Annotated in this window: 18 protein-coding genes, 1 pseudogene and 1 riboswitch; of the genes and pseudogenes, 14 read left to right on the plus strand and 5 right to left on the minus strand. The window is 58.8% G+C overall.

The window, feature by feature from the left end:
* The 4 genes and pseudogenes from Q0J81_RS03905 to lpxI all read right to left on the minus strand — a co-directional run.
* Nucleotides 1–486: pseudogene (locus tag Q0J81_RS03905) on the minus strand (thiazole synthase); the annotation flags it as partial.
* Between the two features lies 1 nt (nt 487).
* Nucleotides 488–721 (minus strand): sulfur carrier protein ThiS, encoded by a 234-nt coding sequence (gene thiS, locus Q0J81_RS03910; RefSeq protein WP_294446161.1) that lies wholly within the window; start codon nt 719–721, stop codon nt 488–490.
* A gap of 25 nt (nt 722–746) precedes the next feature.
* Nucleotides 747–850: riboswitch (TPP riboswitch) on the minus strand.
* A gap of 11 nt (nt 851–861) precedes the next feature.
* Nucleotides 862–2,244, minus strand: a complete 1,383-nt coding sequence (locus Q0J81_RS03915) for a Na+/H+ antiporter NhaC family protein (RefSeq protein WP_294446130.1) — start codon at nt 2,242–2,244, stop codon at nt 862–864.
* A 32-nt stretch (nt 2,245–2,276) separates the two neighbouring features.
* A complete protein-coding gene (gene lpxI / locus Q0J81_RS03920; RefSeq protein ID WP_294446131.1) occupies nt 2,277–3,092 on the minus strand; it encodes a UDP-2,3-diacylglucosamine diphosphatase LpxI in 816 nt (271 codons plus the stop codon).
* 295 nt (nt 3,093–3,387) lie between these two features.
* Here lpxI and Q0J81_RS03925 point away from each other — a divergent pair, with 295 nt between their 5' ends.
* From Q0J81_RS03925 to hslV, 14 genes are all read left to right on the plus strand, one after another.
* The gene (locus tag Q0J81_RS03925) at nt 3,388–5,325 is read left to right on the plus strand and encodes an aconitate hydratase (RefSeq protein WP_294446132.1); all 1,938 of its coding nucleotides are present in this window, start codon (nt 3,388–3,390) and stop codon (nt 5,323–5,325) included.
* Nucleotides 5,326–5,390: 65 nt separating this feature from the next.
* On the plus strand, nt 5,391–7,289 hold the full coding sequence (locus Q0J81_RS03930; RefSeq protein WP_294446133.1) for a SurA N-terminal domain-containing protein: 1,899 nt from the start codon (nt 5,391–5,393) through the stop codon (nt 7,287–7,289).
* 264 nt (nt 7,290–7,553) lie between these two features.
* Nucleotides 7,554–8,036 (plus strand): cytochrome c3 family protein, encoded by a 483-nt coding sequence (locus Q0J81_RS03935; protein ID WP_294446134.1) that lies wholly within the window; start codon nt 7,554–7,556, stop codon nt 8,034–8,036.
* 166 nt (nt 8,037–8,202) lie between these two features.
* On the plus strand, nt 8,203–8,973 hold the full coding sequence (locus Q0J81_RS03940; protein WP_294446135.1) for a hypothetical protein: 771 nt from the start codon (nt 8,203–8,205) through the stop codon (nt 8,971–8,973).
* A 115-nt stretch (nt 8,974–9,088) separates the two neighbouring features.
* The gene (locus Q0J81_RS03945; RefSeq protein WP_294446136.1) at nt 9,089–9,592 is read left to right on the plus strand and encodes a hypothetical protein; all 504 of its coding nucleotides are present in this window, start codon (nt 9,089–9,091) and stop codon (nt 9,590–9,592) included.
* A gap of 87 nt (nt 9,593–9,679) precedes the next feature.
* Nucleotides 9,680–9,988, plus strand: coding sequence for a YggT family protein (locus Q0J81_RS03950; RefSeq protein WP_294446137.1), 309 nt, complete (start codon nt 9,680–9,682; stop codon nt 9,986–9,988).
* A gap of 62 nt (nt 9,989–10,050) precedes the next feature.
* The gene (locus Q0J81_RS03955) at nt 10,051–10,272 is read left to right on the plus strand and encodes a DUF465 domain-containing protein (protein ID WP_294446138.1); all 222 of its coding nucleotides are present in this window, start codon (nt 10,051–10,053) and stop codon (nt 10,270–10,272) included.
* A gap of 204 nt (nt 10,273–10,476) precedes the next feature.
* Nucleotides 10,477–11,748 (plus strand): diaminopimelate decarboxylase, encoded by a 1,272-nt coding sequence (gene lysA / locus Q0J81_RS03960; RefSeq protein ID WP_294446139.1) that lies wholly within the window; start codon nt 10,477–10,479, stop codon nt 11,746–11,748.
* Nucleotides 11,749–12,391: 643 nt separating this feature from the next.
* A complete protein-coding gene (locus tag Q0J81_RS03965; protein WP_294446140.1) occupies nt 12,392–13,756 on the plus strand; it encodes an MATE family efflux transporter in 1,365 nt (454 codons plus the stop codon).
* Entirely contained in the window at nt 13,753–14,655 is a 903-nt protein-coding gene (locus tag Q0J81_RS03970) for a phosphatidylglycerol lysyltransferase domain-containing protein (RefSeq protein WP_294446141.1), read from the plus strand. The genes Q0J81_RS03965 and Q0J81_RS03970 overlap by 4 nt, the downstream gene beginning before the upstream one ends.
* 81 nt (nt 14,656–14,736) lie before the next feature.
* Nucleotides 14,737–16,122 (plus strand): glutamate--tRNA ligase, encoded by a 1,386-nt coding sequence (gene gltX / locus Q0J81_RS03975; protein WP_294446162.1) that lies wholly within the window; start codon nt 14,737–14,739, stop codon nt 16,120–16,122.
* 384 nt (nt 16,123–16,506) lie between these two features.
* Nucleotides 16,507–17,964, plus strand: coding sequence for a cysteine--tRNA ligase (gene cysS / locus Q0J81_RS03980; protein WP_294446142.1), 1,458 nt, complete (start codon nt 16,507–16,509; stop codon nt 17,962–17,964).
* 26 nt (nt 17,965–17,990) lie between these two features.
* On the plus strand, nt 17,991–19,406 hold the full coding sequence (locus tag Q0J81_RS03985) for a M48 family metallopeptidase (protein ID WP_294446143.1): 1,416 nt from the start codon (nt 17,991–17,993) through the stop codon (nt 19,404–19,406).
* Between the two features lie 14 nt (nt 19,407–19,420).
* Nucleotides 19,421–19,960, plus strand: coding sequence for an ATP-dependent protease subunit HslV (gene hslV / locus Q0J81_RS03990; protein ID WP_294446144.1), 540 nt, complete (start codon nt 19,421–19,423; stop codon nt 19,958–19,960).
* A 152-nt stretch (nt 19,961–20,112) separates the two neighbouring features.
* On the opposite strand, the gene Q0J81_RS03995 is transcribed toward hslV, so the two are convergent.
* Complete coding sequence (locus Q0J81_RS03995) at nt 20,113–20,805, minus strand: HAD hydrolase-like protein (RefSeq protein ID WP_294446145.1); 693 nt, start codon at nt 20,803–20,805, stop codon at nt 20,113–20,115.
* Nucleotides 20,806–20,934 lie beyond the last annotated feature (129 nt).

The following is a 20,934-nucleotide window of genomic DNA, read 5'->3' on the forward strand; positions in this document are numbered from 1 at the left end:
GCCCCTGTTGGTACCGCTGGGAGCGCCGAGCGGCATGACGGCCGCGGCACCGGCGTTCACGCAGGCGCGGGCCACATAGAGGTCGGGATTGATGTAGGGCAGAACGGTGAAGCCTTCCTTCGCCAGAATTTCGGTGGCCTTCGCGGTTTCGTAGCCGTCGGGCAGAAGGTGACGGGTGTCGGATATGACTTCGATCTTTATCCAGTTGCCGCAGCCCGCGGCGCGGGCGAGACGGGCGAGACGCACGGCCTCGTCGGCGTTGCGCGCGCCGGAGGTGTTGGGAAGCAGCCGCATGGAGGAAGGGATGTGCCCCATGACTCCGGCGCCGCTTTTGTCCACGCGGCGCATGGCCACGGTGATGACCTCGGAGGCGCTGGCTTCGCAAACGGCCGGGATGAGGGAGTCGTCACGGTATTTTCCGGTACCGATGAAAAGGCGGCTGCCAAGTTCCACGCCGCCGATGACAAGCTTGTCGGATTGCTGCATATTAACCTCCTCCCACAAAGTGCAGGAGCTCCAGGCTGTCGCCCGGGTTGAGACGCACGGCAGCGAAGTTGTCTCTGGCAACGATGTCGCGATTGAGTTCGGCGACGACGACGCCGGGGTCGATACCGCGTCCGATGATGAGGTCGAGCAGGGTGAGGCCTTCGGTGATTTCTTCTGGTTCGCCGTTGACGGTGATGCGCATGGAAACCTCGCTGTGATGAAAAAAAACGTCCACCAAAGGGGGTGGACGTGAGGTTTCCTGCAAGGAAACCGAGCTTCCCTTCGGCAGTGCTGACTGCATCAGGTTCCAAGGGTCAGAGGCATTATCCTCTTTCTCAGCCGTAAGGCTCCCCTAGCTGGTGAACGGGTTATTTTTTAAACCCGGCGACGTTTTTTGGCAAGGAAAAATTCAAAGGGGGGCCTCAGACAGGACTGATGGACGCTTCTGGACCTGAGGCACCAGTACAGGGGAACCATCCACAGATACAGGGCAAAGACGATGATGGCCGGCCCCTGCTGCAGCGTGAGGCTGCACATGGAAAAGGCTATGCTCCAGGGCAGAACGGCAGAGAGCAGGACCACGCTGTTTTCCAGATACATGGCCATTTCCCGGCGGTTGTGCTGGGCATGCGCGCAGAGCTGACGGGTGAGAATGATGGAGAGCGTCTGGTTGCAGGAAAGACCGGTGGTGAGAAGGCCCACGAGGGCCGTGGCACGGAAGGCGCCGATGCGCGTTGCCATGCGTTCCACCATGTTTTCAAAGCTGTTCAGAAGTCCCGATCTTTCAAAGAGCGCGGAATAGGATGAGGATATGGCCACAATGGCGGCTACGTTGACCATGGAAATGATGCCGCCGCCCTTGAGCATGGCGATGTCGTCGACGGGCGGGCGGTAACCGAGCAGCATGGTGGAGACAAGTGCGGAGAGAGAGCAGTGCTGAAAGATGAGAGAATCGCCGCAGGCAATCACGATGCTGGCGGCCATGGCGATTTTCACGTCTATGCGCAGAAGTCCGAAAACTAGAACGACGATGGCCGGAAGCAGCACCCATATATTGAAGGTGAAGTTTGCGCGCATGACGTCGGTGGCGCCGTCGGGCATGACGTGCTCGGGCCCGAGAAGGGAGAGCAGGGCGTATCCTGTGCAGGTGAGCAGAAAGGGCGCGGCTCCGCTTCGGAGCATTCTTTTGAAGTTGCCGTAAATGTCGGTATGGGTAAGAGCACACACGAGCGCCGCGCTGGAGGACATGGGAGAGCAGCGGTCGCCCACATACACGCCGCTCAGAATGGCCCCGCCGACGAGCACTTCGTTAAAGCCTGCCGTGTGCGCCATGAGCATGCACACGACGCCGAGCGTGCTCACGGTGCCGAAGGCCGTGCCGATGAGGGAGCTCAGCGCCGCGCAGAGCAGAAAGCTCCAGAGCACGAAGAACGTGGGGTTGATAAGGGAGAGCGCCCAGTCGATGAGCATGGGAATGGTCCCGCTTATGCGCCAGACACCCGTGAGCATGCCTATGAGCGTAAATATGGTGAGGATGTTGGATATGCGCCTTATGCCGCGCAGGAGCAGTCTCGCAATTTCGGGAAAGGCGACGCCCGTGCTTCGGGCGTGAATGCTGAAGCAGACTACGCCGAAGCCGAGGGCCCAGAGCAGGGAAAGGCCTGCGGCAAGGCAGATGACGAGACCGGAGACGAAAAGGCCGAGCGTGACGATCTGGCCGCGTGAGACGCGACCTGATAAAGAGGCTGAGACTGGCATGAGGACGTCCGGAAAGGAGTGCGACGGGAAGGTCAGGCGAAGTCGTCCGGCAGGGCCACCACGGCAAGGCCGTGCTCGTCGGCGAGCTTCAAGGCTTCCTCGCGATCAAAGAACAGAGTTTTGTCCGCCTGAATGGCCAGAGCGGCATAGTGGTGTTCTACCAGATTGCGTATGGTGGCAAGTCCTACGGAAGGCAGATCGACGCGTTCATCCTGTCCGGGTTTCACCATCTTGATGGCCACGCAGCCTTCGCCGCCGAGTTCAGCTCCACGGCGTATGGTGGCGTCCGTGCCTTCGAGACATTCCACGGCCATGACCATGCCTTCGCGCACAATGAGGCACTGGCCTATGTCGAACGCACCCATGCTGCGGGCGATGGGCCAGCCGTAGCGGATGTCCTTCCATTCGTCTTCGGTGGGAGCGCGACGGGTGAGCGTGCCGCCGGGAGCTCGCAGCATGGGAGCAAGATCCGCGGAAGCGACGATGCGTATGCCGTCCTTTTCAATATCGGCCATGATGGCGCGAAGCAACGCGTCGTCTCCTTTTTTCTTCAGACTGAAAAGAAGCTTTGCGGCACGCCAGTCGGGACGAAATTCCAGAGCCTTGGGCTTGCTGATGGAACCGGCCATGCAGGCGCGCGAAACTCCATGCTTCTTGAAGAAGCTGACCATGCGGCCGAGCTGCCCCAGGTGGAGCAGTTCAAACACGTCGGCGCATTCGGCGGTGGCAGGGTCGGTATGCCCCTGAAAACCGCAGATGACCACGCCGAGACCCGCGGCGCGGGCCTGCTGTGCCACAAGGCGGGGAAACTGTCCGCCGCCCGCGATGATGCCGATATTCTCTGCCATGGGAACTCCGGGTGTAAAAAATCGGAGGAAGTATACGCCCATCCCTTCAGCTCTGCAACCATGACACTTCCCCTTTGCCGGACGCGCGGCGAAAGAAGAATCCCGCCCCGGGGGCGGAGAGAATCCATATCGACTCTTGCCCTCTGGACATTATCCTTGTATAAATGAGGCCTTCCAACGTGTGTCCGGGACCGGCTCCGTGTTTTTCGGGGATGGAGTCTGCGGATTTGTTGCGGCCGATCGTCAAAAGGCCGTACATGACGGGCCGTTTCTGTCGGCCATGAAAGGTTTTGCCATGAACATTGCTCATAAGATTATCAGCGCCCATCTGGTGGAAGGGGAGATGGTCCCCGGAAAGGAAATCGGGCTTCGTGTGGATCAGACGCTTACGCAGGACGCCACGGGTACCATGGCCTGGCTTCAGTTTGAAGCTCTGGGCCTCTCTTCCGTCCGCACCGAGCTTTCGGTAAGCTATGTGGATCACAATACGCTGCAGATGGGATTCCGCAATCCCGACGACCATCGCTTCCTGCGTACGGCGGCGCAGCGCTTCGGCGCGGTGTATTCCGCTCCCGGCACAGGCATCTGCCATCAGCTTCATCTGGAAAACTTCGCCCGTCCCGGCCGCGTGCTTCTCGGCTCCGACAGCCATACCCCCAACGCCGGCGGCATGGGTTGTCTCGCCATGGGCGCCGGCGGTCTTTCCGTGGCCCTTGCCATGGCCGGGGAACCGTACAGCATTCCCATGCCCAAAGTCGTCAAGGTGTGGCTCACCGGTCGTCTTACCGGCTGGGCGCAGGCCAAGGACGTCATTCTGCATATGCTCTCCCGTCTGAGCGTCAAGGGCGGCGTGGGGCGCATCTTTGAGTACTGCGGTCCAGGCGTGAGCACGCTTTCCGTGCCGGAACGCGCCACCATCACCAACATGGGCGCGGAACTCGGCGCCACGGGCTCTCTCTTCCCCTCCGACGAACGCACCCGCGAATTTTTGAAGCAGATGGGTCGTGAACAGGATTGGGAGCCGCTCCAGGCCGACGAGAACTCGCAGTACGACGAAGAGATGGAAGTGGATCTCTCTTCCATCGTACCTCTGGTGGCCCGTCCCCATATGCCCGACAAGGTGGTTCCCGTTGCCGAGCTCGACGGCCTGCGCGTGGATCAGGTAGCCATGGGCTCCTGCACCAACTCGTCTTACGCCGATCTGCATCTTGTGGCCGAAACCCTGCGCGGCCGCCGCGTCTGCCCTGAAACCGATACCTGCATGGCGCCCGGTTCCCGCCAGGTGCTTACCATGCTTACGGAAGAGGGTTCTCTTGCCTCGCTGCTCGACAGCGGCGTGAGACTTCTGGAATGTGCCTGCGGACCGTGCATCGGCATGGGCAGCTCACCCGTGTCCGGCGGCGTTTCCGTACGTACCTTCAACCGCAATTTTGAAGGTCGCAGCGGCACGAGAGATGCTCAGGTCTATCTGGTGAGTCCTGTCACGGCGGCGCAGTGTGCTCTGAACGGCCGCTTCACCGATCCCGCGATCTGGGGCGAAGCTCCCGCGCATCCTGATTTTCCCGCGCATATACCCAGCGGACGTCATCATTTCCTGTTCCCTGCGGCGACGGAAGAGGCTCGTGCCAAGGTGGAAATCCTGCGCGGCCCCAACATTGTGGCTCTTGAAACCTTTGAACCTCTGCCCGAAAAGCTTTCCGGCGAGGTGACGCTCAAGGTGGGCGACGGTATCACCACCGACCACATCATGCCTGCCGGTGCGGAAATCACCGCGCTGCGTTCCAACGTACCTGCCATTTCCCGCTATGTGTTCAGCCGTACCGACGAGAATTTCGTGAAACGGCAGGACAAGGTGAAGGCCGAAGGGCTTGCCGGCATCATTGTTGCCGGTGAGAATTACGGTCAGGGGTCCAGCCGCGAACACGCCGCTCTTGCGCCGCGTCATCTCGGCGTTCGTGCCGTGGTTGCCAAGTCTTTTGCCCGCATACACAGGGCCAACCTCATCAACTTCGGCATTCTTCCTCTCATTTTCGTGAACGGCGAGGATTATGACCGCATGACGCTCGGCGCTTCCGTGACTCTGGATGCCGCTTCCATGACTGCCGGTGGAGAAGCCGTGTTGCAGGTGGAGGGCCTGGGCGAGGTGCGCGTTCGCAACGACCTCTCTGAAAAAGAATGGGACGTGCTCAGAGCCGGCGGCCTGCTTAACGCCGTGCGTGCCCGTCGCGCCTGAAAGGGAAAAGAAATTCGGGCCGTCCGCGGCTCCGGGAACATCAATAACAACAGCAAGGAGTCGTCATGCTGGACGGCATCAGAGCCAACGCCCAGTCCTGGGGAGTAAAACTGGCTTTCGGCATCATCATCGTGGTCTTTGTCTTCTGGGGCATAGGTTCCTATACCGGCCCCAAGGGACTCGTGGCCTCCGTCAATGACAGGAACATCACGGAAGTGGAATTTCAGCGTGCCTATGCCGCAATGGAAGACAACGTGCGCCGTTCCATTCCCAACATCACGTCGGAAATGCTGGAGAGCTTCCAGCTTGAGCAGCGCGTTTTACAGTCGCTCATGCAGGAAAAGCTCATTGAAGACGAGGCCGAGCGCGCGGGACTTACCGTGAGCCCCTACGAGCTGCGCGCCCTTCTCGAACAGCTTCCTTACTTCCAGAAGGACGGCAAGTTCGATCCTGCCGTCTATAAGGAGGTTCTGAGCAAGAACCATATTACCCCCCGTCAGTTCGAGACCGATCAGGCCAGAGCCATGCTTCCCGGCAAGCTCCAGAGACTTGTGACGGCCGGGGCCTATGTCGATCCTTCCGCTGTGAAGGCCATTTTCGACTATGCCGCAGAACGGCGTCGCGTGGATTACATCCTGTTCCCCGCCTCCGCGCATATGGACAAGGCCGCGCCTTCCGAAGAGGAGGTCGCCAAGACCTACGAGGCGCAGAGCGCAAGCTTTACGGTTCCGCCCAGCGTGAATGTGGAGTATGTCCGTCTTGATCCCGCAGTCATGGGTGATCCTTCCACCATTAAAGATGACGAACTGCGCGCTGCATATGACGAGCGGATTGCTCAGTACACCGAAGAAGAAAAGATTCACGCCCGTCATATCCTTATTCGTGTCGCGGCCGACGCGCCCGAGTCCGAGGTGAAGAAGGCCGAGAATGAGATCAAGACCCTTGAAGCCCGTATCCGTGGCGGCGAAGACTTTGCCGAGGTGGCAAAGAGCGGTCAGGACGGGACTGCAAGCCAGGGCGGTGACCTCGGCTGGTTCACCGCCGGTCAGATGGTTCCCGAGTTCTCCAAGGCCGCCTTTGCCCTGAAGGACGGTGAGGTTTCCGCTCCCGTGCGTACCCAGTTCGGCTTCCATCTCATCAAGAAGGAAGGACATCAGGACGCCGTGACGCACAGTTTCGATGAGGTAAAGGACGAGCTGCGCGCCGAGCTGGCTACTGAAGCCGCGAGTCATGGTCTGGAAGAAAAGGCCGACGCCGTGCTGGCACAGGCTCTTGCCGGAAAGAGCATGGAAGAGGCCGCGAAAGCCGCTTCCGTCGCGGCCGTGAAGTCTGAGAGCACCGGTCTTATTTCCGCCGAGGAACTGGCCGGCAAGCTCGACATCCGCGACTCCGACGTGCAGACCATTCTTGCCGCCGCTGCCGGTACGGTGCTCGATTCCGCCGTGCCCTCCGGCAACGCGCTGCTGGTGGTGAAGGTGACGGAAAGCAGACCTCAGAGCGTGAAGCCTCTGGATGAAGTGCGTCCGCTCATTGTTGAATTTCTCACCAAGCAGAAGGCCGCTGAAATGGCCATGGACGACGCCCGCAAGGCCCGTGCCTCATTCCAGAACGGCAAGCCCGCCGAGGGCGCGGCCGTCAAGACCTCCGAACCCTTCGGACGTGACGGCAACATTGCCGACCTCATTGCCGATCCCGCCCTTGCTCAGGCCGCCTTCGCCGTGCCTGAAGTCAGCGATGCGTGGCTCAACGAGCCCTATCGTGTGCAGGACGGCGCCGTGCTTGCCCGCGTGTCCGCCATCGAAGCTCCTTCCGAAAAGGAATGGAAAAGCGCCGAGGCCGACATGCAGAACCGCCTCATCGCAGACAGAGCCAACATGATTTATCAGATCTATCTCACGCAGCTCAGCTCGCAGGCCAAGGTGAAGATGTACAATTCGCCGCTGCTTGCCAATACCTCCAAGTAGAGCGAGGGCCGGAACGGAAAAAGACGTTCCGGCCCTTTTGCTTTTTTGTCTGCGGAAGTGTAGAATGAAGCGAGCTGTTCATGCACAGTGCAAGTCTGCGAGGCAGAGTGAGCCGACAGATAATCATCCGGTGACACCGGAAAGAGAGCCTGTCTTTGAGCGCTCTCTCTTGACATTATTTCTGTTTTGGAAGTAACGTAATTCTGCTTATGCCTCTGCAGCGTGAGCGTTGGTTTCGTGTAAAGACCAGGAGGAGGTCACCCTATGAAAAAGCTGCTGACGTTCGGCTCCGCCGCTCTGATAGTCGCCGCTTTGGCTCTGCCGGCCGGCGCCGCGCAGTTCGCACATATCCCTGCCGGGCCCATCAAGATGGATTTGACCGATAAGCCCGTCTATTTCGATCATAACATCCATACCACTCAGGACTGCACGGCCTGCCATACCAGCATGCCCGCTCACTTCCCCCCGCTGGCTGTCGATACGGAAAAGCAGTGTGCCGTCTGTCATCACAAGGTCGCCGGCACCACTCCCAAGTTCAGGTGCGGGACTGCCGGTTGCCACAATCCTGAAGACAAGCAGGCGGAACGCAGCTACTTCAAGATTATTCATGACCGCGAAATCTACGGCAAGGGTTACGTTGCCGACTCCTGCCTCGGCTGCCATACTCAGGTTGCGAAGACCCGTCCTGAAATGAAGCAGGCCCTTACGGGCTGTTCCGGGTCTGCCTGCCATCCCAAGCAGAACTAGCTGAATCTCTGGTTTTGCCCCGCCTGTAAGGGGCGGGGCAAAACTGCGGCCGATTTCTACGGCCTCGTTTTGCCCCCGGAAGGGGGCTTTTTTTGGCCTTGCGGAAGCCTTACCTTTAGTTGTATATCTTTGACCCACATTTTTCTGCTACCGCCAAGAGGGGATCATGGAAGAAAAAAAGCGTTCTTCTGAACAGCCTGAAGAGGTCATTGAGCTTTTGGACATTGTGGCGCAGTCCGCATCGGATGAGAAAGCCGTGCAGGCGGAAGAATCCGCTTTTCTTCCCGATAATGCCGATATGGTGGAACAGCCTGAAACGGCCGTTCTCGAAACCGTTGAAAACTGCGTCGAGGGCGGAGAAGAGACGGTGCTTCTGGATGAGAGCGCTGTGCTTGAGCAGGGAGACGCGGAGAGTTTCGGGACAAAAACGCCCGTTTGTTCTGCGGGAGAGAGTACCGTCGGGGGCGCAATGCAGAACGAGGACCGGGCTGATGTCGAAGACAGCGCCGACTTTGGAAGTGTGGAGAACTCTGCCGGGGATGACAAACGCCTGCTTGACCTGAAAGAGAAGCATGAGGCCGAAGTAAAAGTGCTGGAAGAGCGCATTGCCTTTCTTGAAAAGAGGTACCGGGAACTTGAGGAAAGCGTGGAAAGTCTGAGCCAGCAGATCGCCCAGGCCGGCACCATGTTTCTGGAAGACGCATCCGTCCGTCTCAACATGGAAGAGCTGGTAAGCCGCATGCTTGACGCCAGACTGCCGGTTTTGTCGGAGCAGGAGGCCGGGGAAGAGGCAGACCTTGATGCGCGTGTGGACAGCCTTGAAAAGCGCGTTCAGGAGTGGGAAAAGAAAAGTGAGCAGACGGCTGCTTCGACTGCGGCCCGCGTGATCCGGGATGAGATTGCCGCCATGAGGGCCGAGGCGGAGACCCGCTGCTGACGGAATATTTTTCGACCGCTCATGCGGTCGTGGGCTTCCCTGTAGGAGCCCGATAGAATCGTGTGTTGCGCGCAGGGAGTCCTGCGCCGAAAATCCATCTGGAGTTTTTCGTTTCATGAGTTCATTTGTTACAGGTCAGATCATTGAGGCTCGCTGCTCGCGTTGCAAGGATGTCACTGGCCACGTCGTCATGGCGTGCCTCGACGGCATGCCGGTCAAGGTTGAATGCCGCGCCTGCGGCAGCGTGCATAAGTATGTTGCTCCCGAGGCTCATGCCCGTCCCAAGGTGGAAAAGACCGTGCGTGTGAAGGCCGGTCACAACCGTGCGGAAGCTGTGGATGCCACCGTCAAGGCGGAAAAGCGCGCCGCCGCCCCCAGACTTACCAGAGAAGAGAAGCAGCTTGCCCACCGTGCCGAGGAAAACGAACAGCGCTGGACCAGTCTTGTTGCAGGAAGAGCGGCGGTGCCCGTGGCCTACAGCATGACCGGCACCTTTGCCGTGAACACGCTGGTGGATCATCCCGTTTTCGGTACGGGAGCCGTCATCGAGCTGTTGCCGCCCGATAAGATGGACGTGATGTTCAAGGACGGCGTGAAGCGTCTTCGCTGTGTCTGTTAAATTTGTGGTCGGAAAATTCATTTTTTTGCTTGCATCTGGAAGCCAATCAGGCAACACTCTGAATACAGGACTTTTCATGGAGGAGCCATGTTCGTCTTTGCAAATCTTGTCACGACTGTTGCCGGGCTTCTGAGTCTGGTCATCAATCTTTATATTTTCGTCGTTATCGTGGCGGCCTTTCTCTCGTGGGTGAGGCCCGATCCGTATAATGCGATCGTCCGCACGCTGAGGGCTCTCACGGAACCGGTGTTTTACCGTATCCGCAAGGCGTTCCCCTTCGTGATGGTCAATGGGATAGACCTTTCCCCCATCGTGGCGCTGGTCGCCCTGCAACTGCTCAACGGCGTGGTCGTGCAGTCTTTGCTTCAGCTCGGGCTGCGTCTGGCCGGCGTATGAATTTAGAGGAAGCCGGTCTGCCGGCTTTTTCCCTGCCACCCCAACACAATGGAGTCTGTGCTATGGAAGAACGTGATCTCAAGATTGTGGAACAGTACGGCGATACTGATCCTGAACTGAAGTCTCTCTGGGAAGAACATATGCTGTATGAAAAGCAGCTCGCCAAGTTTGAAGGCAAGAGCTACCTCTCTCCCAGTGAAGAGCAGGAAATGAAGACTCTCAAGAAGCAGAAGCTGGACGGCAAGACCCGCCTGGCCGCCGCTCTCGACAAATATAAGAAGTAGTGCGCTCGATCCCTGCCGTTCGCGGCAGGGCTGTCTTTATTGTGTCTCGGGGAGAAGGCTTTCGCTTTCTCCCCGGTCGGATGGCCGTTCATCGCCTTGCGGGGGCGGCCGTTTTTTTGTGTTTCAGGCCGGAGTCATGGTTTGCCGTTCCATGTCGCGGGCCTGTTTCCGGAGCTTTTTCCTTACACAGGTACGAAAGAGAAAATGGCAAACGTACGATCCACCTATACGGACAGTGTCAACTTTTATGGGCAGGAAGATCCCCGTGAACTGGTCTCCCGTTTCGGTTCTCCTCTGTATGTCTACAATGAGAACGTACTGCGCGAGCGCTGCCGCGATCTTCTGGGGCTCTCGTCGCTTCCCGGTTTTTGCGTGAACTATTCCGCCAAAGCCAACACCAATCCTGCGCTGCTTCGCATCATCCGTTCCGAAGGCTGCGTGGTGGATGCCATGAGCCCCGGCGAGCTCCACATTAACACGCTTGCCGGTTTTACTCCTGAAGAAATTACCTACGTCTGCAACAACGTGAGCGCCGAAGAGCTCAAGAATGCCGCTGATCACGGCTGCGTGGTCAGTGTGGATTCTCTTGCTCAGCTGGAGCTGTTCGGGCAGGTCTGCCCCGGCGGCCGCGTGATGATCCGCTTCAATCCCGGCATCGGCGCGGGACACAGCGAAAAGGTGGTGACCGGCGGCAAGAAGACCAAGTTCGGCGTCGATCCCGACATGGTGCCTCAGGTACAGGACATTGTGTCTCGCTATGATCTGCGTCTCGTGGGCGTGAATCAGCACATCGGCTCTCTGTTCATGGAGGCCGGTCCCTATCTTGATGCCATGAAGATTCTGCTTGCCATGGCGGAACGCCTGATGAAGCTCGGGTATCCTCTGGAAATCATCGACTTCGGCGGCGGTTTCGGCATGCCCTATCACAAGTATGAAGGGCAGAGCCGCATGGACATGAAGGCTCTCGGCGAAGCCATCCACGGATGTCTTTCGGAATGGGCCTCCGCCACGGGGTACAAGGGGCGCTTCTTCATTGAGCCCGGCCGCTACGTCGTGGCCGAGTGCGGCGTCGTGCTCGGTACCGTGCATGCCACCAAGAACAACGGACCGCACCTTTTTGCCGGCACCGACATAGGCTTTACCGTTCTGGCCCGTCCCATGCTTTACGGCTCTTTCCATGACGTGGAAATCTACCGTGAGAACGGCTGCCCCGACAGTGAAAACGTGGAGCAGACCATTGTGGGCAACATCTGCGAGTCCGGCGACATTCTCGCCAAGGATCGTCAGTTGCCGCTCATAAAGCAGGGCGACGTCATTGCCATGCTTGATGCGGGTGCCTACGGCTGGGTCATGGCCTCCACCTACAATCAGCGTATGCGTCCTGCGGAAGTGCTCATCGGCGCGGACGGCAAGGCCCGTCTCATCCGCCGCAGGGAGACGCTGGAGGATCTGACCTCGGCGCTGGTTCTGGATTAGTGCATTGCCCGTGTCCGGCGTGCTGCCGGATGCGGAGAGTCGCCGGGAATGCTTTTCCCCTTGCCTGAGGGGAGGCGTTCCCGGTCTTTTTGTCTCTTGTGCTGCGGGGTTTTATCTGCCCGTCCGGATCTCGTCCTTGAAGTATGGCGTTTTTTAAACGAGACAGGGGACAGCGAGACCAGTTTCGCAGTCTTTACCTGCTGCCCGAAGCCGGGTTGAGCAGCCCAGTCACGGCACGCCTCTATGAAAGAGCGTGAGACAGCCGTCGGGGAAACGGTCCCGGCAGGACAAGTATCGACACTCCCGGGGGATCCGTAACTGTCAGGTTCAGCCTGTACGGCAACGCCATGTGCGACACTCCCCTGAATCTGTTCGGCGACGGACTTTTTTTGCAGCGAAGAGAAGGGAGCGGACGGTAAAGAAGCCTTGCAGACTGCAGGGACAGTGTCCTCCCTCACCCGCTTTTTCGTCTTGAACGCAGCGTTGTTCCGGCAGTAATGGAAAAACGTTCGAGTGACTTTGTCATGTCTGCCGCGCGTTGCGGAACACCTCTTGCCAGCGCAGATAATTGCGTTATCTTCTGCCCATGTCCGCTTTGTTACGTATTTGTTCCGTCATCCGTTCCGGCGAATGGCTGCGTGATGTGCCCCTTGGCACCATCTGGGGGCTTGTCTGGCCGCAGATGATGATGCTTCTTTGCAGCATCATCGTCAATCTTACCGACATATGGGCCGCCGGATGCATTTCTTCCGACGTGCAGGCCGCCGTGGGACTCTCCTTTCAGCTTCAGGTTTTTCTCATGGTTTTCGGCTGGGCGCTCGGTGCGGGAGGCATGGCGGCGGTAAGCCAGTCCATGGGGGCCGGGCATCCGAGACGCGCGCAGAACTATGTGGGGCTCGTGCTCTGCAGCTGCGTGGCGGTTGCCGTGCTTCTTGCTCTGCTGACGGGATTCTTGCGCCGACCTGTGCTGGAGCTTCTGCAGACGCCGGAAGAACTTGTGCCGGTGACGGAATACATGGTAGGGGTCATGCTTGCTGGCTTGCCTTCCTTTTATGTCATGCAGGTGGGCGGCACGCTGTTCAGAGCGGCAAGGCAGGTCATAGCGCCGCTTATCGTGGCCGTGGCGACCTGTCTTCTCAACGTGTTCGGCGATCTGTGCTTCGGTCTCGGCTGGCTCGGATTTCCCTCGTTCGGCATGGCTGGCATAGCCTGGGCCACCTTCAGCGCCAATACGCTGGCCGCCGTGCTGACACTGATTTTTCTGAAGCGCGGCGGTCTTGTCATCCATCACGCGCTGCCGCCGTTGCGCTGGCTTCGGATCGGCGCACCGTACCTGTTCAGAGTGGCGCTTCCGGCCTGCGGCAACAGCATGCTCTGGCATCTGGGGTATCTCGTCATGTACGGCATTACCGCTTCGCTGCCGGACGGAGTGGAGGCGCTTGCCGGGCTTACCGCAGGCAACCGCATAGAATCGCTGCTCTACATGCCGGCCAACGCCTTCATGGTGACGGCGTCCATTCTGGTTGGCAATGCGCTCGGGGCTGGCGACAAGGCCGGGGCAAAGCGTGTTGGCATAGTGCTGTTTGTGATTTCCGGCGTGTCCATGAGTTCCGTGGCGGCCTGCATGTGGCCCTTCATTCCCGATCTCGCCGGATTTTTTTCCTCGGCGCCGGGCGTGAAATCGCAGATCATCAACTATCTTTTCTTCAACGTTCTGGTGGTTCCCTTCACCGTGTCGGGCATGGTTCTGCACGGCGTGATGAACGGTGCGGGCGCAACCGTGTATCCTCTTGTTGTCAACACCGCCGGCATATGGCTCATTCGACTGCCCTTCGGATGGGGGCTTTCCCACGTCGTGTTCCATGATGCTTACGGCGTGTACATGGCCATGTTCCTGTCCATGGCCATGCAGACTTCGGCCATGGTCTGGGTGTTTTTCCGCAAGGACTGGACGCGCTTTTCCCTGAACGCTCATCTTTCCCATTCCAAACACAAGGAGAAGGCATGAACCTTCCTTCCGGCTATGTCCCGGTGACTCTCGATCTGTATGACGACTATCATCGTTTCTTTGAACGTACGCCTCAGCCCACGGCTGATCTGACCTTTACCAATATATGGGGCTGGGCGGAATATTTCGGACTGGGACTGTCCTTCCGCGATGGTCTGTGCTGGATCTGTCAGACCAGACCCGAGACGCGCTACTGGGCTCCCGTGGGCGACTGGAACGCTGTTGACTGGGCGGAGCAGCCTGAAATTCGTGGGGGCGTGGAACTTTTTCGTGTGCCTGAGGTGCTGGCTTCCGTACTTACTTCGGCGCTCGGCAGCCGTGTGACGGCAGAGAATGATCGCGGCCAATGGGAATATCTGTACGACAGAAACGATCTTGCCGAGCTGCCCGGCGCGAAGTTTCATAAGAAGAAGACGCACGTCAACGGCTATCGCCGCCGCTACGGCGAGGACTACCGCATCCTCGGCGATGCCTCCAACCCCGACGGTGTCGAGCACGTTCTTCGTCTGCAGGAGAAGTGGTGCCGATGGCGGGACTGTGAGAACAGTCCGTCGCTTCAGGCGGAGAACGAGGCCATTTTCCGCGTGGTGGGCAACTGGAACCGCCTTCCCGGCCTGGTCGGAGGCGCGTTGTATGTGGAAGACGAGATAGGCGCCTTTGCCGTGGGGGAAAAAGTGGGCGACATGATGGTCGTGCACTTTGAAAAGGTTCAGGCGGAGCTCAAGGGCGTCTATCAGGCCATCAATCAGGCCTTTGCGAGCCACTCCGCGCAGGACGTCTCCCTCATAAACAGAGAGCAGGACATGGACGAGCCCGGGCTCCGCCAGGCCAAGGAAACCTACAATCCCGTGGGCTTCCTGAAAAAAAGTCGGCTTGTCATAGCTGCGGATGCGGAGTAGTATCATGGCCGCCAACGGAAGCGGCGATAGTCCCTTTGGTTTCGCTTCCTTTTACATAACCTTCTGATTATTCGGATGAGCATCATGAAAGTCGTTACGAGATTTGCTCCCAGCCCCACCGGTCATCTGCATATCGGCGGCGGCCGGACCGCCATTTTCTGCTGGCTTCTTGCCCGCCATTACGGCGGCGAGTTCCGCCTGCGCATTGAGGATACCGACGCTACGCGTTCCAGACAGGAATATACCGATTCCATCCTTGCCTCCATGAAGTGGCTTGGCCTGGACTGGGACGGCGATCTGACCTATCAGAGCAAGCGTCTTGACATTTACAACGCCTATATCGACAAGCTTCTGGAAACCGGTCACGCCTACTGGTGCGACTGCACTCCCGAGGAAGTGGAAGCCATGCGTGAAGTGGCCCGCGCCAGAGGCGAAAAGCCCCGCTACAACGGCAAGTGCCGCGACCGCGGCCTGACGGCCGGGCCCGGCAGAGTAGTGCGTCTGCGAGTGCCGGATGAGGGCCGCATCGTGTTCAACGACATGGTGAAAGGCACCATTTCCGTGGACGTTTCCGAGCTTGACGACATGGTGCTGCGCCGTACCGACGGCATGCCCACCTACAACCTTGCCGTAGTGGTCGACGACCACGACATGGGCGTCACGCACGTTCTGCGCGGCGACGACCATGTTTCCAACACGCCCAAGCAGATTCTTCTGTATCATGCCCTCGGTTTCGAAGTGCCCACCTTCGGTCACGTGCCCATGATCTGCGGCCCCGATCATCAGAAGCTGTCCAAGCGGCACGGAGCCCGCGCCGTCATTGAGTACGAGCAGGACGGACTGCTGCCTCAGGCTCTGGTGAACTATCTGGTTCGTCTGGGCTGGTCGCACGGCGATCAGGAAATCTTTTCGCTCAAGGAACTGGTGGAGCTTTTCGACGGCAACAACCTGAACAGCTCTCCCGCAGCCTTCGACCCCGAAAAGCTGAAGTGGCTCAACGCCCATTACCTGCGGCATACGCCGATGCCTCAGCTTGCCGCCATGGTGCGTCCCTTCCTTGAAAAACTGGGATACGACGAACCTGTGGAAAAGATCGAACCGCTGCTTCCCATGTATATCGAGCGGGCTTCCGACCTTGCGGCACTGGCTCAGGCGCTTACCATCTACTTCAAGCCTGCCGAAGAGCTGGTGATTGAAGAGAAGGCCATGAAGGCCCTGAACGAAGACGGCAAGCATCAGCTCACGGTGCTTCATGATATGATCGCCGCCATGCCCGAGTTCAACGGCGAGGCTCTGGACAAGCTCCTTCACGAATACGTGGAAAAGGGCGGACTCAAGTTCAAGCAGGTCGGTCCGCCTCTGCGTTCCGCGCTTACCGGTCTTGCTGGCGGTCCCTCCGTGCATGACGTCATGGTCGGACTCGGCAGGGAAGAAAGCCTGAAGCGCATTGAGCGCGCGTCGAAGTAATCCAGCGGATGGAAGTGCGGAGCGCTTCCATCCGTTTTTTCGCCGCGTCCGGCATCCTGAGCTCAAAAAAGCCCCGAAACGGATGCTGGGTCTCTCCCGATATGTTCGGCAGAGTCTGCGGACGTTGTGAACGCGGGGAAATACGGTTCTTTTCCGACAGATACCGGGGAGATGCTGCGACCGGAAAGAGAACGGGGCTGCTCGCGGCCGGAAGGAAAATGTGCTTTTTGTTCATCCGGCCCCGTCGATGCTCTGGACGGGGCCGGATGAAGATTTATTTAATGAAGGTACGGCCTTTCTCCGACGAAGAAGAAAGGACGGCTGCCGCGCCCGGGATTCAAGGCCGGGCACGTCATCAGAAGACCGCAACACGGGAGAAAACCCATGCAGTTGTATAATACCATGACACGCCGCAAGGAAAACTTCGAGCCTCGCCACGCCGGCAAGGTGGGCATGTACGCCTGCGGCATCACGGCATATGATCTCAGCCATATCGGCCATGCCCGTTCCGCGGTGGTGTTCGATGTGCTGAACCGGTATCTGCGTCATCTCGGCTACGATGTGACCTTTGTCCGCAACTTCACCGACGTGGACGACAAGATTATTGCCCGTGCCAACCGCGAGGGCAGGACCTGCACGGAAGTTGCCGAAACCTATATTGCCGCCTTTCATGAGGACATGGATCGCCTCAATGTCCGCCGGGCCGACATCGAGCCCCGGGCCACGGAATACATCGGCGAGATGCAGACGCTGATTCAGACGCTCATCGACGGCGGACACGCCTACGCCGTGCCGTCCGGCGACGTGTATTTCCGCGTTCGTTCTTTCCCCGGTTACGGCAAGCTGTCCGGCAGAGACGTTGACGACCTGCGCTCCGGTGCGCGCATTGCCATTGGCGAGGAGAAGGAAGATCCTCTGGACTTCGCCCTCTGGAAGGCCGCCAAACCAGGCGAACCTTTCTGGGAAAGTCCGTGGGGCAAGGGACGCCCCGGCTGGCATCTGGAGTGCTCGGCCATGAGCAAGAAAAATCTTGATCTGCCGCTCGACATTCACGGAGGCGGACAGGATCTTATTTTCCCCCATCATGAGAACGAGATAGCCCAGAGCGAGGCCTCGACCGGCAAGGAACTTGCCCGCTTCTGGGTGCACAACGGATTTGTGCAGATCAACTCCGAAAAGATGTCCAAGTCGCTGAACAACTTCAAGACGATCCGCGACATCCTGGAACATCGTCAGCCGGAAACGTTGCGGTTCTTCCTGCTTGGCAAGCATTACCGCAGTCCCATAGATTTCAGCTTTGAAGGGTTGGATGAGGCGGAACGCGCACTCAAACGCGTGTATGAATGCCTGCGCGACGCGCATGCCGCCTCTCTTCGTGAGTCCTGGAAAAAGGGCGAAACTCCTGCCTCGGTGCTGGATGAATACGACATGCTGGAAAAGGGCTTTTTCGAGGCCATGGACGACGACTTGAACACGGCCGGCGCGCTTGGTCATGTTTTCGGCATGATTCGTCTCATGAACCGCATTCTCGAAGACAAGGGACTGCGCAACAAGGAAGGCATACGGGATCTCCTGGCTCGCTTCACGACGCTTGCCGGAGTGTGGTCCGAGGTGCTCGGCGTTTTCGGCAGGGAACCTTCGGAATTTCTGGAAGAGCTGCGCGACACACGCGCAAAGCGTGCCGGCATTGACGTGAACAAGGTGATGGAACTCATGGCGGAACGCGCCGAAGCCCGCGCCGCCAGGGATTTTGCCAGGTCCGACGCGACCCGTGACGCGCTTGCGGCCATGGGCATAGAAGTGCGCGATACGCCCTCAGGCGCGGTGTGGGATATCGCCTGACAGGCCGGAAGGCCGGGAAAACTGTGATGCGACTACGTTCCGTGATGGCCGCAGTGTGCATGATCGGCGTGCTTTTTTCACCCGTGCAGGCTGAGGCTGCGCTCTTCGGGGACTTTACGCTTCAGGACGAAATGAAGATGGGCCGGGAATTTGAGGTCCTGGTCAAGTCCACCATGCCCATCATCGAAGATCCGGTGGTGCATGACTATGTGCAGGGCGTCGTGGACCGCATCGTAAAAACGCTTCCTCCGCAGCCGTACAAGTTCCCGGCCAACGTCGTTCTGCACAACTCGTTGAATGCCTTTGCCGCTCCCGGCGGCTTCGTGTTCGTCTTTTCCGGGCTCATCATGCACCTGAACCACGAATCCGAGCTTGCCGGCGTGCTTTCCCATGAAATTGCGCACGTTACGCAGCGGCACATTGCCGGACGCATGGAGCGCGGCAGAGTCATTTCTCTGGCGTCGCTGCTCGGTGTGGTGGCAGGTGTGGCCGCCGGTCTTTCCGGCGGCGGAAACGCCGGAGGCGCAGCCATGATGGGAAGCATGGCCGCGGGTTCTTCGGCCATGCTGAACTACAGCCGTCTTGATGAAGACGATGCCGACCGCTTCGGACTCCGATATCTGGTGAATGCCGGGTACAGACCTCAGGGACTGGGCGGAGCGTTCGAGGTACTGAAGTCTCAGGACTGGGGAGGCTCTTCCGCAGTTCCCACCTATCTTTCCACGCACCCGGATCTGGATGTCCGGCTTTCCAGACTGAGGGCCGACATTCAGACCATGCCTGCGGAAATCAGAAACCGCAGGGAGGATGATTCGCGCTTTCTTCGCGTGAAGGCGCTGCTCTGGGCAAGACACGGTGATGCCGCTCATGCGGAGCAGATTTTTGCCAAAGGCGGGGACAAGGATGCCGTCAGTCTCATGGGGCTGGGCATGCTTGCGGCGAGGCAGAACCGCATCAGGGATGCGGAGGGCTTTTTCCAGTCCGCGCTCCGGCTTGCTCCCGATGATGCGCTCATTCTGCGCGAGGCGGGCATTTTCGAGTACACCAAGGGCGGTGATATCCGGCGCGCCCGCACGTATCTTGAAAAGGCGCTTCGTCTGTATCCGGGCGACTTTTACGGGCTGTTCTTTTATGCCCGCATTCTCGACGACTCGGGAGACAGGGCGGGTGCCCAGCAACGCTATCGTGAAGTGCTGCGCTATGTGCCGGAGGACAGCGAGGTGCACACCTATTACGGGCGTTCCCTCGGTGCGGTCAACAGGCTGAGCGAGGGATATCTGCACCTTGCCTACGCCGCGCTTTACGTCAATGATCAGCGCAAGGCGGACAACTGGCTGGAAAAGGCGAAGGCTGCGGCCCGCAGCCCGCAGGAAAAGAAAGCCATCAAAGATTATGAGAAAAAGGCAGCAGAACGCGCCAAAATCATGAAAGAAGCCCGATAGGGCAGGAGATAGCGATGGAATTGAGAGGAACGACCATTCTTGCCGTGCGTAATGAACATGGTGTAGCCATCGGCGGCGACGGACAGGTGACCATGGGACAGAGCATGGTCATGAAGCATACGGCCAGAAAGGTGCGCCGTCTTTATCGCGGTCAGGTCGTGGCCGGTTTTGCCGGAGCTACGGCAGACGCCTTCACGCTGTTTGAACGCTTTGAGGCCAAGCTGGAAGAGTCTGGCGGCAATCTTTTGCGCGCCGCCGTGGAAATGGCCAAGGACTGGAGGCAGGACAAGTTTCTGCGTAAGCTCGAAGCGCTGCTTCTGGTGGCCGATGCCGACAGAACGCTCATTCTTACCGGCACGGGTGACGTGGTGGAGCCGGACGACGGAGTCGCCGCCATCGGCTCCGGCGGAGCCTATGCGCTTTCCGCTGCGCGGGCGCTGCTTCGTCATACGTCCATGTCGCCTGCGGAAATAGTGAAGGAATCCATGTCCATTGCAGCGGACATCTGCGTGTTCACCAATACGCACCTCACCATGGAAACCATCGAAAAGTAAAGTCAAGACATACAGTTGCAAAAAAAGGACGGCGATTCCCTGCTGGGGAACCGCCGTCCTTTGATGTTTGCAGGATGAACGAGTGACGCAGGCTCCTGCCGCACGGGGCACACGGGAGGTCATCCGGAGGCGGCAGGAGTGAAGCGCAGCGTTCAGGCTTGAGTATCAGAGAGCAGGCGACCGAGCTCGCCAATATCTTCAGCCAGCCATGAGGCGCCGGCCTGTGAGAGTTCTTCTCTGCTGCCGAAGCCGTAAAGCACGCCGAGTGTCGGCATGCCGTGTTCGGCCGCGCCGAGCACATCAAACTTCCTGTCGCCGATCATGAGACAGCCCCGCGCATCTTCAAGCCCGAGCCTGTTCATGGCATGGTCGATGACCATTTTTTTTTCCACGCGGGTTTCGGCAACGTCTCCGCCCGCCATGAGCGTGAAAGCATCGGCCATGCCGAAGCGTTCCAGAATGCGCACGGCAAACACTTCGGGCTTGGACGTGGCAAGTACGAGCTTTCGTCCTTCTCTCTGCCATGCATACAGGAGTTCCCGAATGCCGGGGTAGGGCACGTTTTCGTACATGCCCTGCTGTGAGTAGTATTCCTGAAAGTATTCTATGGCCTTGTAGGCCGCAGGCAGATTAAAGCCGTAGTATTGCATGAAGGAGTCGTAGAGCGGCGGCCCGATGAAGGGATAGAGTTTTGCCGGGTCTTCCTCATGAATGCCGAAGCGTTTGAGCGCGTACATGACGGCCCGGGTAATGCCTTCTGAAGGATCGGTGAGCGTTCCGTCGAGATCGAGAAACAGCACCTCGGCTTCGCCGGGAGAAGCAAGAGTGGAAGGAAAGGTATTCATGGGAGGGCAAATAGCAGAAGATGGGCAGAAAGAAAAGACGCCCGCCGTGCAGGGGAAAGGGAGATCCCCTGCATGGGAAAAGAGCGCCTGTGTATTGAAAAAGGAAAGACCCGGGTATTTACCCCATGC

The organism is uncultured Mailhella sp., assembly GCF_944324575.1.
Lineage (GTDB): Bacteria > Desulfobacterota > Desulfovibrionia > Desulfovibrionales > Desulfovibrionaceae > Mailhella.